At 58.2% G+C, this 13,973-nt stretch carries 9 protein-coding genes; 6 read left to right on the top strand and 3 right to left on the bottom strand.

Features of this window, described 5'->3' with window-relative positions:
• Positions 1-144: 144 nt before the first annotated feature.
• The 3 genes from O8B93_RS04055 to O8B93_RS04045 all read left to right on the top strand — a co-directional run bounded on the left by O8B93_RS04055 (position 145) and on the right by O8B93_RS04045 (position 4,549).
• The gene (locus O8B93_RS04055) at positions 145-2,811 is read left to right on the top strand and encodes a DNA translocase FtsK (protein WP_269708490.1); all 2,667 of its coding nucleotides are present in this window, start codon (positions 145-147) and stop codon (positions 2,809-2,811) included.
• Between the two features lie 48 nt (positions 2,812-2,859).
• Positions 2,860-3,585 (top strand): outer membrane lipoprotein carrier protein LolA, encoded by a 726-nt coding sequence (locus tag O8B93_RS04050; protein WP_269708489.1) that lies wholly within the window; start codon positions 2,860-2,862, stop codon positions 3,583-3,585.
• A gap of 160 nt (positions 3,586-3,745) precedes the next feature.
• The gene (locus O8B93_RS04045; protein WP_269708488.1) at positions 3,746-4,549 is read left to right on the top strand and encodes an exodeoxyribonuclease III; all 804 of its coding nucleotides are present in this window, start codon (positions 3,746-3,748) and stop codon (positions 4,547-4,549) included.
• A 15-nt stretch (positions 4,550-4,564) separates the two neighbouring features.
• Here O8B93_RS04045 and O8B93_RS04040 read toward each other — a convergent pair whose 3' ends face one another.
• Together O8B93_RS04040 and O8B93_RS04035 are read right to left on the bottom strand one after the other, a co-directional pair.
• On the bottom strand, positions 4,565-5,020 hold the full coding sequence (locus O8B93_RS04040) for a cyclic nucleotide-binding domain-containing protein (RefSeq protein WP_006310945.1): 456 nt from the start codon (positions 5,018-5,020) through the stop codon (positions 4,565-4,567).
• Between the two features lie 143 nt (positions 5,021-5,163).
• The gene (locus tag O8B93_RS04035) at positions 5,164-5,847 is read right to left on the bottom strand and encodes a response regulator transcription factor (RefSeq protein WP_003492637.1); all 684 of its coding nucleotides are present in this window, start codon (positions 5,845-5,847) and stop codon (positions 5,164-5,166) included.
• A 183-nt stretch (positions 5,848-6,030) separates the two neighbouring features.
• On the opposite strand from O8B93_RS04035, the gene O8B93_RS04030 reads away from it, so the two are divergent.
• Entirely contained in the window at positions 6,031-6,534 is a 504-nt protein-coding gene (locus O8B93_RS04030; RefSeq protein ID WP_269708653.1) for a L,D-transpeptidase family protein, read from the top strand.
• 72 nt (positions 6,535-6,606) lie between these two features.
• Here O8B93_RS04030 and O8B93_RS04025 read toward each other — a convergent pair whose 3' ends face one another.
• The gene (locus O8B93_RS04025; RefSeq protein ID WP_003505223.1) at positions 6,607-7,176 is read right to left on the bottom strand and encodes a CarD family transcriptional regulator; all 570 of its coding nucleotides are present in this window, start codon (positions 7,174-7,176) and stop codon (positions 6,607-6,609) included.
• Between the two features lie 541 nt (positions 7,177-7,717).
• Here O8B93_RS04025 and O8B93_RS04020 point away from each other — a divergent pair.
• Positions 7,718-12,478 carry an NAD-glutamate dehydrogenase gene (locus O8B93_RS04020; protein ID WP_269708487.1) on the top strand — a complete coding sequence of 1,587 codons (4,761 nt, stop codon included), beginning with the start codon at positions 7,718-7,720 and terminating at the stop codon, positions 12,476-12,478.
• Positions 12,479-12,587: 109 nt separating this feature from the next.
• Entirely contained in the window at positions 12,588-13,964 is a 1,377-nt protein-coding gene (locus tag O8B93_RS04015; protein WP_269708486.1) for an MFS transporter, read from the top strand.
• Positions 13,965-13,973 lie beyond the last annotated feature (9 nt).

Below are 13,973 nucleotides of genomic sequence, written 5' to 3'. Positions count from 1 at the left end.
AAATCCGCGCTCGGCCTCAAAAAGCCGCATGGTTAACACGACATTAACCAGCGAGCGGTTAGTTTTCCCTGTCAATCCGGGATCAGGTCACCCTGCCGGATCTTGCCGAAACCACAAAACAACGGGTTCAGGGACATGGGCAGAATGCATTCTCCGACATTCGATGGTCGTCACACGCGCTTCGTGTTGACGGCGTTTTTCGTGCGTCAGATCATGGCTCTCGCCGGTTTTGCTCTTTTGGCGACGATTGCGCTCGGCATTGCCGCACTCGCCACATGGAATGTGGCTGATCCGAGCCTCTCCTATGCCACGGGAAACCAGCCCACCAATCTTCTGGGTTACAGCGGCGCGATCTTTGCCGATATCGTGATGCAGTTCCTCGGGCTTTCCGCAATCATTGCATTCCTGCCCATCATCGCCTGGGCGATCACGCTCATCGCCGGCCGCAAGTTCAATCGCATACCCGCTCGCCTCGTCGCATGGGTTGCGGGCGCCATCGTCTGCGCCGCCTCGCTCGGCTGTTTTCCGGCACCCGTCACGTGGCCCCTGCCGAACGGCATTGGCGGCGTCATTGGTGACATGATCCTGCGCTTCCCCGCGCTTTTCATCGGCGCTTACCCGACCGGCACCATCGCCACGGTGCTCGGCGTCATATTCGCAGCGCCCGCCGCCTGGCTGATGCTGTTTGCCGCCGGTATCGTCGGCGGTCTGGACGATGAGCTGGAGCGGGAGGAAGCTGTCCCGGTCGCCACCAGCAAGGCCCGCGCTGCCCGTGAAGCCGAAGAGGATGATGAGGACGACGGCGAAGGCTTCTTCGCCAACATGCTCGCCTTTGGCGCTATTGCGCATTACTGGTACATCACCCAGGCGCGTTTCCGCCGCCTGTTCGGCCTGAAGTCGAAATCCCTGCACGCCGAATTCGAACATCCCTACGATTTCAACGAATATGAATTCGGTACGCTGAACGAACCCTCTCGCCTGAAGACCGCGATCAATCGCATCGACCAGCGCGCAGAACCGTCTTTCGAAGAACGTGCCGCATCGCGCCGGCAAATGTCGCCTCCCTCCATCGCGCTCGATCATGACGACGACATGGATGACGAGCCGCCTTTCGACGCGGACGGACGACGCCTGCCGAACGGCATTCTTTCCGATGACGAATCCGACGGGAAATTCACTGCCCGACAAGCGCCGGGACGTGGGCAGCCCAGAATAACCGCACCTTCCGCACGTCCCAAGCCAAGCGAGCGTGTGGCAAGAGAGGCGCAGTCGTCTTTCATCGCCGCCGACGGTTTCCAGCTGCCCTCCGTCCATCTTCTGGCCGAACCGAAGAATGTCGTGCGCGACGCCATGCTGAGCGAGGAAGTACTTGAGCAGAATGCCCGCCTTCTGGAAGGCGTTCTCGAGGATTTCGGCGTCAAGGGCGAAATCATTCATGTCCGCCCCGGCCCGGTGGTGACACTTTACGAACTGGAGCCAGCGCCCGGCATCAAATCTTCACGCGTCATCGGCCTTGCGGATGACATCGCCCGCTCCATGAGCGCGATCGCCGCCCGCGTCGCCGTCGTTCCCGGCCGCAATGCCATCGGCATCGAACTGCCGAACCAGACGCGTGAGACCGTGTTCCTGCGAGAGCTGGTCGGCAGCCGTGATTTCGAAAACAGCAAGGCCAAGCTCGCCATGGCGCTCGGCAAGACGATCGGCGGCGAACCCGTTATCGCCGATCTCGCCAAGATGCCGCATCTTCTCGTTGCCGGTACCACCGGTTCGGGCAAGTCCGTCGCCATCAACACCATGATCCTGTCGCTTATTTACCGCATGTCGCCGGAACAGTGCCGTCTGATCATGATTGACCCGAAAATGCTGGAACTGTCGATCTATGACGGTATTCCGCATCTGCTTTCCCCCGTTGTCACCGATCCGAAAAAGGCCGTTGTGGCCCTGAAATGGACGGTGCGGGAGATGGAAGAGCGCTACAAGAAGATGTCAAAGATCGGCGTGCGCAACATTGACGGCTTTAACAGCCGCGTGCAACAGGCACTCGACAAGGGTGAAATCCTCACCCGCACGGTGCAGACCGGCTTCGACCGCCAGACCGGCGAGGCGATGTACGAGACGGAAGAATTCGATCTGAAGCCCCTGCCCTATATCGTCGTGATCATCGACGAAATGGCCGACCTGATGATGGTGGCCGGCAAGGACATCGAGGGCGCGGTGCAGCGCCTGGCGCAGATGGCGCGTGCCGCCGGCATCCACGTCATCATGGCCACCCAGCGCCCGTCCGTCGACGTCATCACCGGCACGATCAAGGCCAACTTCCCGACCCGTATCTCATTCCAGGTCACCTCGAAGATCGACAGCCGCACGATCCTTGGCGAGCAGGGCGCCGAACAGCTGCTCGGCATGGGCGATATGCTCTATATGGCAGGCGGTGGACGCATCCAGCGCGTACACGGTCCCTTCGTCTCCGACAATGAAGTCGAAGAAATCGTCGCCTATCTGAAGACGCAAGGGTCGCCGGAGTACCTGGAAGCGATCACCGAAGAAGAAGATGAAGACGGCGCCGGCGCGAGCCCGGCTGGTGGCGGCAGCTTCTCCGATTCCGAAGACCCCTATGACCAGGCTGTCGCCGTCGTTCTTCGGGATGGAAAAGCCTCCACTTCCTATGTGCAGCGCCGTCTCGGCATCGGTTACAACCGTGCCGCCTCGCTGATCGAACGCATGGAGCAGGAAGGCATTATCGGCCCCGCAAACCACGCCGGAAAACGCGAAATCCTCGTACCGACGGAAGCAGACATCATCGAGCGATAAATCCGCAACCAAGCGGGGCCACGAAGCGTTATTACACGCTTTCACGTCATGAAGCCGCCGCGTTTTATGCGGACAATCGCTGCGATGAAGGAGAACAGAATGAACGACCTTACCACCGGCGAAACGGCCAATGCAAGTACCGCGCAAAATGGCGTGACGCGGCGTGGGGTGCTGACGGCATTTTCCATGGCTGCAGCCATCGCCGGCCTGTCGCCGTTCAACGCATTTGCCCAGGCAGCCGGCAATAGCGGGACGGCGCAGAAAATCGCCAATCACTTCTCTTCGGTCAAAACCATGATGGGCGAATTCGTGCAGTTCGGCCCGCGCGGCGAACAGACCGGCGGCAAGTTCTACATCGAACGGCCCGGCAAGCTTCGCTTCAATTATGAAGACCCCTCGCCCATGCGCGTCATCTCCGATGGCAAGAATGTCGTCATCGGCAACATGAAGCTGAAGACATGGGATCTTTATCCGCTGTCGAAAACCCCGCTCAGCCTGCTTCTCTCTGACAAGATCGATCTCGGCAACCAGAAGGTCCGGGATGTGAAGGAAGAATCCGACCTGACCACAATTGTGCTGGGCGACAAGAGCGTGTTCGGCGATTCGACCATCACCCTGATGTTCGATCCGAAAACCTTCGATCTGAGGCAATGGACGACGACCGACGCCCAGAACAAGGACACGACAGTCATGATCTTCAACGTCCAGACCGGCGTGAACCTCGATGAGCGGGTCTTTAACATCAATTATGAGGAAGTGCGCAAGCGCGGCTGACGCTGTTTGCCAATACAAGCTCTTCGAAAGGCGGCCCTCAGGTCGCCTTTTTTATTTTGCCGCTAAAATACATTCCCGTTTTCGTCGCGATGTTATAAGCCTGCGCCCCGGAACCATACCTCGCAGCTCTGCTTCGAGGCGATAGAAGCGGAGCCCATGCATGTCGTTTTCGATAACCACCTGGAACATCAACTCGGTCAGGCTCAGAATGCCGATCGTCGAGCAGTTTCTGGTGCGTTACAAACCCGACATTCTCTGCCTGCAGGAAACGAAATGCCCGAATGGCGAGTTTCCGATGAAACCGCTAAAAGCGCTCGGTTACGAGCACGTCATCATCCATGGCCAGAAAGGCTATCATGGTGTGGCGATCGCTTCGAAAATCCCGCTGACCGAAGACCACAGGCAGGATTATTGCGGCATCGGCGATGCGCGGCATATTTCCGCGATTTTCCAGGTCGGATCGCGCCGCGTGCGGCTGCATAATTTCTATGTTCCAGCCGGCGGCGACGAGCCGGATCGGTCGATCAATCCGAAATTCGGCCATAAGCTCGATTTCATCGAGGAAATGAAGGCACTACGCGCCGATGGCATGCCCGGCACCTCATCCATTCTCGTTGGCGATCTCAACATCGCACCGCTCGAAAATGACGTCTGGTCGCACAAGCAGCTTTTGAAGATCGTCAGCCATACGCCCGTCGAAACCGAAGGCATGCTTGATATTATGAAGAAGGGCAACTGGCTCGATCTGATGCGCCTGAACGTGCCGGAGACGGAAAAGATCTATACGTGGTGGAGCTATCGCGCCAAAGATTGGGAAGCGGCTAATCGCGGCCGCCGTCTTGACCATATCTGGTCCTCACAGGATCTCGGTTCCTCGCTTGAAAAGATCGAGATATTGCGTGAAGCCCGCGGCTGGAACCGGCCATCGGACCACGTCCCCGTCACGGCTCATTTCCGCTTCTGAATAACGGAACTGACGTCAGACGAAGCGATTCTGCAAACGGGCCGCACCCGCCGCCAGCGCCGCAATATTGTCGCGAATACGCGCCGACACGATATCGGCAACCTCCGGAAACTCCTCCACCAGCCGGTGAAAGAGGATGCGCGTGATCCGGATGACTTCGGAATCTTCCACTGCAATGGCGGTGAACTTCCTTTCGCAGAGGGTAAAAAGCGCGAGCTCCGAAAGCAGCGCACCCTTGCCGGGCGTCGCCTGCAACAGGGGTTTTCCATCCCGCCCGGCGGTGAACAGTTCGAAATGCCCCGATGTCACGGCAAAGGCGCATTCAGCCGGCGAATGTTCCCGGAACAATGTCTGCCCGGCCGATACACGGCGGCGTTCCGCACCGAAGGCGATAAGCCGCAACTGATCGTCGCTGAATCCCGCAAATAACGGCACTTGCCCCAGCAGAATAATATCGTCCGTCAAGGCCATGTCGATCACTACTCCGGAAAGCCGCCTGCATCACTATAGCGGTTTTCCAATATCGGCCCTCAAAATACAAGATGTTAGAACGCCGCGCATCTTTGTCGACGCGCGGCGTGAGCTATCAAATATGACATAATCAAAAACGTGGCTCAGGGAACGATCTTGTAACCACCGTTCTCGGTCACCAGGATTTCGGCGTTGGAGGGATCCCGTTCGATCTTCTGGCGCAGACGATAGACATGCGTTTCGAGCGTGTGCGTGGTGACGCCGGAATTGTAACCCCAGACCTCTTCCAGCAGAACATCGCGCGTCACCACCGCGCTGCCTGCGCGGTAGAGATAACGGATGATCGCCGCTTCCTTTTCCGTCAGACGGATTTTCTTGCCGTCTTCGGTGGTCAGCAGCTTCTGGCTGGGCTTAAACTGGTAGGGACCGACGGTGAAAACCGCGTCCTCGCTCTGTTCATACTGGCGCAGTTGCGCCCGGATGCGCGCAAGAAGCACGGCAAAGCGGAACGGCTTCGTCACGTAGTCGTTTGCGCCGGCCTCCAGCCCGAGGATCGTATCGGAATCGGTGTCGTGCCCGGTGAGCATGATGATCGGTGCCTTGAAGCCGCCCTTGCGCAACAGCTTCACCGCTTCGCGGCCGTCCATATCAGGAAGGCCTACATCCATGATCAGAAGATCGACCTGGGCGGTTTTGGCAGTCTGCATCGCCTGCGCGGCGTTTGCGCCGCTCAACAGCGAGAATTCCTCATAAGGAGACAATTGCTCGGTCAGCGTCTCCCGAAGATCGTCGTCATCGTCCACCAGAAGGATAGTGCGAGCCGTCATTCGGATTCTCAGCCTTTCTTACTTTAATCGTCAGCCAATTCAGCGATTTGCCGGTAAAAGGTCAACCCATTGCCATCATATGATGAAGTGCTATGACTTCACGTTAAATAACCTGCAAAGCAAAATCTCGTGAAAAACATGAGCAAACGTCCCCCAGAACAACGTAAACGCGTATCGACGCTCATGGTTCGGCCGGCTCCCATGAAAATCAGCCGGGCGATCGTGCAACTTGGGCATCTCACCTTTCCCGCCGCCATCGGGCGTAACGGTCGCACCGTGCTGAAACGGGAGGGAGACGGAAAATCACCGATTTCCGTTACCCGCCTGCTGCATGGATTTTATCGCGGTGATCGCATTTCCGCGACAGCAACGGCGTTGCCAATGCAACGGACGTTAAAGTCCATGCTGTGGTGCGACGAGCCTCGCAATCCCAATTACAACAGGCTGGTCAAAGCACCCTTCACACCAAGCCATGAAGAAATGATGCGTAAGGACAGCCTCTACGATGTCTGTCTCGTGCTGAACTGGAACATCACCTCAAGAAGCCGCAACCGCGGCTCGGCGATCTTCATGCACATGATCCGGCCGGGATACGAGCCGACCGCAGGCTGCGTTGCCCTCCACCCTCGCGACATCAGGCGCATCCTGCCCCATATGCGCAAGGGTACGAAAATCCGTATCCTGTGATGGACATACAGCCAGGCAAACAACAAAAAACCCGCCATCAAGGCGGGTTTTTTTAGAAGGAAAAAGCCGTGATTAAGCGGCTTCGTCCTGAGAATCGTCCTCTTCAACAGTCTTGCCACGCTTGGGGCCCTTGGCAAGGTTGACTTCCACCAGGCGGACAGCCTCGGTTTCGGACATCTTGTTGACGGCGGCGATTTCGCGCGCCATGCGGTCGAGAGCAGCTTCGTAAAGCTGACGCTCGGAATAGGACTGCTCCGGCTGGTTTTCCGCACGATAGAGATCGCGTACGACTTCCGCAATCGCGATGAGATCGCCGGAATTGATCTTCGCATCATATTCCTGCGCGCGGCGCGACCACATGGTCCGCTTCACACGCGCCTTGCCCTGCACCACTTTCAGCGCCCGCTCGACAAAATCGCCTTCGGAAAGCTTGCGCATGCCGATGCTGACGGCTTTGGCGACGGGAACTTTAAGACGCATCTTGTCTTTTTCGAAATCAATGACAAAAAGCTCAAGCTTCATGCCGGCGACTTCTTGTTCCTCGATGGCAGAAATGGTACCGACACCATGAGCGGGATACACAATCGCTTCACCGGTTTTAAAGCCGTGATGTGCTGGAGATTTCTTCTGCTGGGTCGTCATTCGTTCTAAAAACTCCCTGTTACATACCCGGGGATGCCGGGGTTGGGTCGGTCAGGCCCTGATGAGACGGGGGAACCGTCAGGTGACTCCGCACTGGTCCAGCCGTGCACGCAAAAACACACCTACCCGTCTTACGGGGTTCGATAACGTAAACGCTCGATATGTCACGGAAACCGCGTGCAAAAGAGGTGTTGCTTTCGTGGTGTTTTTGGGCACACAAATGCCACGCTGTGGATCAGTGTCGTTGGTGTACCACAAAAATAGGCGCAAATCAATAATTTGCTTCGACCGTGGCCGCAACATCACATGGCAGCTCTAGAACCGCCTAAAATTTAGCCGCTAAAATACTGTCAAATGCTTCGCGACAGACCCTCATGGCAAAAGAAGCAAAAAAATTTCACTTACCGACTGAAGAAACACGAAAGCCTCTTAAACTCTTCGTAATTCCACGCCAATATCCGATTCGACTGAAAAGGCAAAATCCGTAAATTGGCGGTGCTTTTTTATATTAAAGTGTGATTTTTGGAGGAATCCACGTCAAATGGGCTACAGAAACAATCCAAAACGCGAAAAACAGATCGAAAAAGCGCGTCAGCAGGCAATTGCCGAAAATGTCCAATTTCTTGATCCCGGTATTCTTTATGGAAGGGCAAGTGCCGACGATATAGAATATTATTCCGCAGAGATGCTGGCAGCCAGCGCAGCGCACAGCTTCGAGGCCCTTTCGCACTGGACCGGAGAGACACCCCACATCAGCATCACCACAGTGGAAGGCGTTTCGCCGCGGGATATTCCGGTCACGGTTCTGACGATTATCGGCCGCAACATGCCCTTCCTTTACGATTCCGTGATGGGCGAAGTCACCAGCAGCTATCGCGGCCTTTACCTCGCCGTGCACCCCATCCTCGTTCGCGATGACGATGCGCAGGCCGGTTACCGCCTTGCTGAGCCGGAGGACGATCCAGCCGAAAATATCAGCCTTATCCAGTTGCATATCGCGCCGCTGACACAGCAGGCAGCCTCAGTGCTGGAAGAACGGCTGCGCTTCGTGCTGACGCAGGTGCAATCCGCCTATCGCGACTGGCGGCCGATGCTGACAAAGCTCGATGAAGCGCTGGATGAATTGTCGAAGCGCGGCTCGTCGCGGCGCAAGACCGAACGCACGGAAGCCGTCGAATTCCTCAACTGGCTTCGCAACGACAATTTCACCTTCCTCGGCATGCGTGACTACACCTATTCCGGCAAGGGAAAGAACGCCAAGATCGAACGCGGCGACGGCGTTGGCCTCGGCAGCCTCAGCGATCCGGATGTGCGCGTGCTGCGTCTCGGCAAGAATGCGGTGACGACGACGCCAGAAATCCTTGCCTTCCTCGACGGCCCGGATTTCCTCATCGTCACCAAGGCGAATGTGAAATCCATCGTGCACCGCCGCGCCTATATGGACTATATCGGCATCAAGCGTTTTGACGAGGACGGCAACGTCGTCGGCGAATTGCGCATCGTCGGCCTTTTCACCGCCACTGCCTATACGCACTCGGTCAAGCAGATACCGCTGCTGCGCGCCAAGGTCGCGGATGTCGAGCGCCATTTCGGCTTCGATCCCAACAGCCATTCCGGCCGCATCCTGCAAAACACGCTGGAAGCCTATCCGCGTGACGATCTCTTCCAGATCGAGACCGACCTTCTGATCCGCTTCATCGAACAGATCATGGAACTGAGCGACCGTCCGCGCGTGCGGGTGCTCGCGCGTATCGACCGTTTCGACCGCTTCGTCTCCGCCATCATCTTCGTGCCGCGCGAGGAATATAACTCCTATGTGCGTGAGAAGATCGGCGATTATCTGAGCCGGGTCTATGACGGGCATATTTCCGCTTATTATCCCGCCTTCCCCGAAGGGGCGGTCGCCCGCGTGCACTTCATCGTCGGCCGCACGGAAGGCAAGACGCCGCGCATCGCCCAGGACAAGCTTGAAGATGCTGTCAGTGATATTGCGGCGCGCTGGATAGACCACTTCGTCACCCTGTCGGAGCCCGGTGCACCCGTGCTGGACGTCGATCAGGCCTATCAGGAAGCCTTTACACCCGAAGAAGCGATCGGCGACATGCCGGACATTCTGGCGGCCGCCAATGGTGATCCGGTCCGCATTGAGTTTTATCAGCAGGAAGGCCAGTCGGCCGACACGCTGTCGCTGAAGATTTTCCACCGCGACGGCCACCTGCCGCTTTCACGCCGTGTGCCTCTGCTCGAAAATCTGGGCTTCAACGTCATCAGCGAACGGACCTTCGATATCGGTGTCGTTTCGGAAGGCGAAAAGCGCGACATCGTGCTGCATGACATGGAACTCTCAGTCGCAGCCGGCACGACGCTCGATCTGCCGCATTACGGACCGAAACTCGAGGAGGCCTTCCTTGCCGCCTTCTCCGGCAAGGTGGACAATGACAACTTCAACCGCCTGATCCTCGCCTGCGGCCTGAATGTGCGCGAAGTCTCCGTGCTGCGTGCCTATGCCCGTTATCTGCGCCAGACCGGCATTGTCTATTCGCAGGAGCATATTTCCGAAACGCTCTATAAATATCCTGATATTTCCAGGAATATTTTCGCACTGTTCAAGGCTGGTTTCGATCCGTCCGTCGAAGAAAAGAAGCGGGTGAAGAAACTCGCGGAGATTCACAAGGCGATCGAAGCGGCGCTGAGCGGCGTTCCCAATCTCGATGAGGACCGGACGCTCCGACGTTATGTCAACGCCATCGATGCGACGCTTCGCACCAACTACTTCCAGAAGAATGCCGACGGCACCCCGCGTGATCTCCTGGCATTCAAGTTCGATCCGAAACACTTGGATGGCCTGCCCGACCCCCGCCCCTTCCGCGAAATCTTCGTTTACGGCACCGAGGTCGAAGGCGTGCATCTGCGCTTCGGTAAGGTGGCGCGCGGCGGTCTGCGCTGGTCGGATCGCGGCCAGGATTACCGCACCGAAGTGCTCGGCCTTGTCAAGGCGCAGCAGGTCAAGAACGCGGTCATCGTGCCTGTCGGTGCCAAGGGCGGTTTCTTCCCGAAGAGCCTGCCCGTCGGTGGCTCCCGCGACGAGGTCTTTAATGCGGGCCGGGAAGCCTACAAGACCTATATCCGCACCCTGCTCTCGATCACAGACAATATCGTCGACGACGCCATAGTGCCGCCGGCCGATACGTTGCGGCTGGATGGCGACGACCCCTATTTCGTCGTTGCCGCCGACAAGGGAACGGCCACCTTCTCCGATACGGCGAACGGTCTTGCCCATGAAGCCGGTTTCTGGCTGGACGATGCCTTCGCATCGGGTGGTTCCGCCGGTTATGACCACAAGAAGATGGGCATCACCGCCCGCGGCGCATGGGAAACGGTAAAACGCCATTTCCGTGAAATGGATACCGATATCCAGACCACGCCATTCACCGTGGCCGGCGTGGGCGACATGTCCGGTGACGTTTTCGGCAACGGCATGCTGCTGTCGGAAAAGATCAGGCTGATCGCGGCCTTCGATCACCGCGATATCTTCATCGATCCGGACCCGGATACCGACAGATCCTTTACTGAGCGCAAGCGGCTTTTCGAACTGCCGCGCTCCAGCTGGCAGGACTATGACCGCTCGACCCTTTCGGCCGGCGCGATGATCATATCGCGTTCCGAAAAATCGGTGACGCTGACGCCGGAAGCCGTGGCTGCCATCGGCCTCGACAAGTCTGTCGCCACACCCTTCGAGATCATGACCGCCATTCTAAAGGCGCCGACCGATCTCCTCTGGTTCGGCGGCATCGGCACCTACATCAAGGCGGCGGTGGAAACCAATGCCGAGGTGGGTGACAGGGCAAACGACCCGATCCGCGTCAATGCCACGGAGCTATGCGCCAAGGTAATTGGCGAAGGCGCCAATCTCGGCATCACCCAGAAGGGCCGCATCGCCTATGCGCTTGCGGGCGGGCGTTGCAACTCCGACGCCATCGACAATTCGGCAGGCGTCAACTCCTCCGACGTCGAGGTCAATATCAAGATCGCGCTTGCTTCCGCCGTCAACAGCGGCCGCCTGACGATGCCGAAACGCAATCAGCTTCTCGCTTCCATGACGCCTGATGTGGCGCAGCTGGTGCTGCGCAACAACTACCTGCAATCGCTGGCGATCTCGCTGACGGAGCGGCTGGGGCTTGCGAACCGCGAGGAGCTCGGCCGCCTGATGGGGGCGCTGGAGGCAACAGGACAGTTGAATCGCAAGGTGGAAACCCTGCCAAACAATGCCGAGTTCAGTGAAAGATACGCCTCTGGTAAGCCTTTAACCCGGCCGGAAATCGGTGTGCTTCTCTCCTATGCCAAGCTCACCCTGTTCGATGCGCTGGTGGCGAGCCCGCTTCCGGATGAACCCTATCTCCAGCATCTGCTGCTCGACTATTTCCCGGCCAAGATGCAGAAGAACTATGCTGACGATATCAAGGCGCATCGCCTGCACCGCGAAATCGTCGCGACCGCGCTTGCCAATGCGGTGGTCAATCGCGGCGGTCCCGGCTTCGTGCAGAAACTTGGCGATGCAAGTGGTCTGCTTGCCGCCGATGTCGTCAAGGCGGCGGTGATCGTTGAAGATGGTTTCGGCCTCAAACGTCTGTGGAGCGAGATCGATGCGCTTGACGGCAAGATCGGTGGTGAGGTCCAGAATGGACTTTATGCCACCATCACCCGCATCTTTTCCGATGCGAGCAGGCTTTACCTGCAAACCGGCAGCGCAGGTGCGTCGGCAGGCGACATGGCGACCGAGATCGAGCGTCTGAAGACCGCGATCAAGACGCTATCGCCGGCAGCGGCGAAATATAGCCGCGAGCTCGGCGTGACCGAAATCGATGGCGTTCCCTCCGGCCTTCTGGAAGAGCTGGATACGCTTTCCTTGCTGGTCTACGTGCCTGAAATCATGCGCATTGCAGAAAGTGCCGGCACAACGCTTGCCCGCGCCGCGGAAAGTTACGCCACCGTGTCCTCGACCTTCCGTGTTGCGCGTCTGCTGGATGCCAGCCAGCGCATCACGCCGGCGGATCACTATGAGAGTCTGGCTCTACTGCGCAGTCAGGACCAGATTTCCTCATCGAGACGCCGCATCGTCATCTCGGCGCTGACCGACTATGCGAAGGAAAAAGACCCGGTTCAGGCCTGGTATGCGGCCGACCGCGTGCGCGTCAACCGTATCGTCTCCGAACTGGGCGCTCTCAGCGAAAGCGGCGACACCAACCTCGCCCGCCTGACCGTGGCAGCCGGGCTGCTTTCCGATATCGTTCAGGCACGCTGAGCGACCATCCGAAAAATGCCATCCGGGTCACCGGCCCGGGTGGCGACAAACGAAGCGGATGGCCGGCATCCCGCACTCTATCCTTCCCGATAATCCGATAGGACGATGAATGACTGTCCCCTCCCAGAACGCGGAAACAGTGGTTGCCAAACGCGGCATCTGGGGTTGGGTCATGTTCGACTGGGCGGCGCAGCCCTTCTTCACTGTTGTCACCACCTTCATTTTTGGCCCCTATTTCGTCGCCCGCCTCACCGAGGATCCGATTTCGGCGCAGGCGACATGGAGCAACATGGCGACGGTCTCCTCGATCATCATCGCCCTCTTCTCCCCCATCCTCGGCTCCATCGCCGATCAATCCGGCGCCCGCAAACCGTGGATCGCCTTTTTTGCCGTCATCAAGATCGTCAGCCTGTTTTTCCTCTGGTTTGCGGCGCCCGGCTCGCCGATCATCCTGCCGATCATCTGCATGATCCTCGCTTCCATCGCGGCGGAATTTTCGATTGTCTTCAACGATTCCATGATGCCGCGGCTGACCAATCCGCAAAACGTCGGACGCATCTCCAATCTCGCCTGGGGGCTCGGTTATCTCGGTGGCATGGTGGTGCTGATTGCGGTGGTGACGCTTCTCGCCGCCAACCCTCAGACGGGGCTGACGATTGCCGGTATCAAACCGCTGTTCGGCCTCGACCCGGCCACTGGCGAGGACGCCAGAATAACCGGACCGCTTGCTGCCGCCTGGTATCTCGTCTTCATTCTGCCGATGTTCCTGTTGACCCCGGATGCCGAAAAGGGTCTGCCCTTTGCAGCAGCAATCCGCGCTGGACTTGGTGAACTGAAGATTACGCTCCGCGAACTTCGCTACCGCCCCGTGCTGTTGCGGTTTCTGATTGCGCGCATGCTCTATCAGGATGGCGTCAATGGCGTTCTCATTCTGGGCGGTGCCTTCGCCGCCGGCATGTTCGGCTGGGCGACGATGGAAATCGGTCTCTTCGGCATCCTCCTCAATGTCGTCGCCATCGCAGGCTGCTTTGCTGCCGGACGGCTCGATCAGAAACTCGGCTCGCGCATCACTATCCTCATCAGTCTGGCGCTGCTGCTGCTGGCCACAATCGGCATCGTCTCGACGGAAAAGGGCTCCACCCTGTTCGGCTGGGTGCAATTATCGACCACGGATAATGGCGGCATCTTCGCGACAGGCGCGGAAAAGGCCTATCTGCTCTATGGTGTGCTGATCGGCCTCGCTTTCGGGCCGGTTCAAGCCTCGTCGCGCTCTTATCTCGCCCGCAATATCACCGTGGCGGAAGCGGGCCGTTATTTCGGCATCTATGCACTTTCCGGACGCGCCACGAGTTTCATGGCGACGCTGTCATTTTCCATAGCAACCTACATAAGCGGTTCCGCCCATATCGGCATGGCCACGCTCATCGTATTCCTGGGGGCGGGTTTCCTGCTGCTGTTGCGCGTTCCGGAAAGAGCGGCAGGCTGAAAGTTCGAC

The sequence above is a fragment of the Martinezella rhizogenes genome (assembly GCF_027460065.1).
In the GTDB taxonomy this organism is placed as follows: Bacteria; Pseudomonadota; Alphaproteobacteria; order Rhizobiales; family Rhizobiaceae; genus Agrobacterium; species Agrobacterium rhizogenes_C.
The sequence above is the reverse complement of the archived record's forward strand: the minus strand, read 5'-3'. Positions and strand labels throughout refer to the sequence as shown.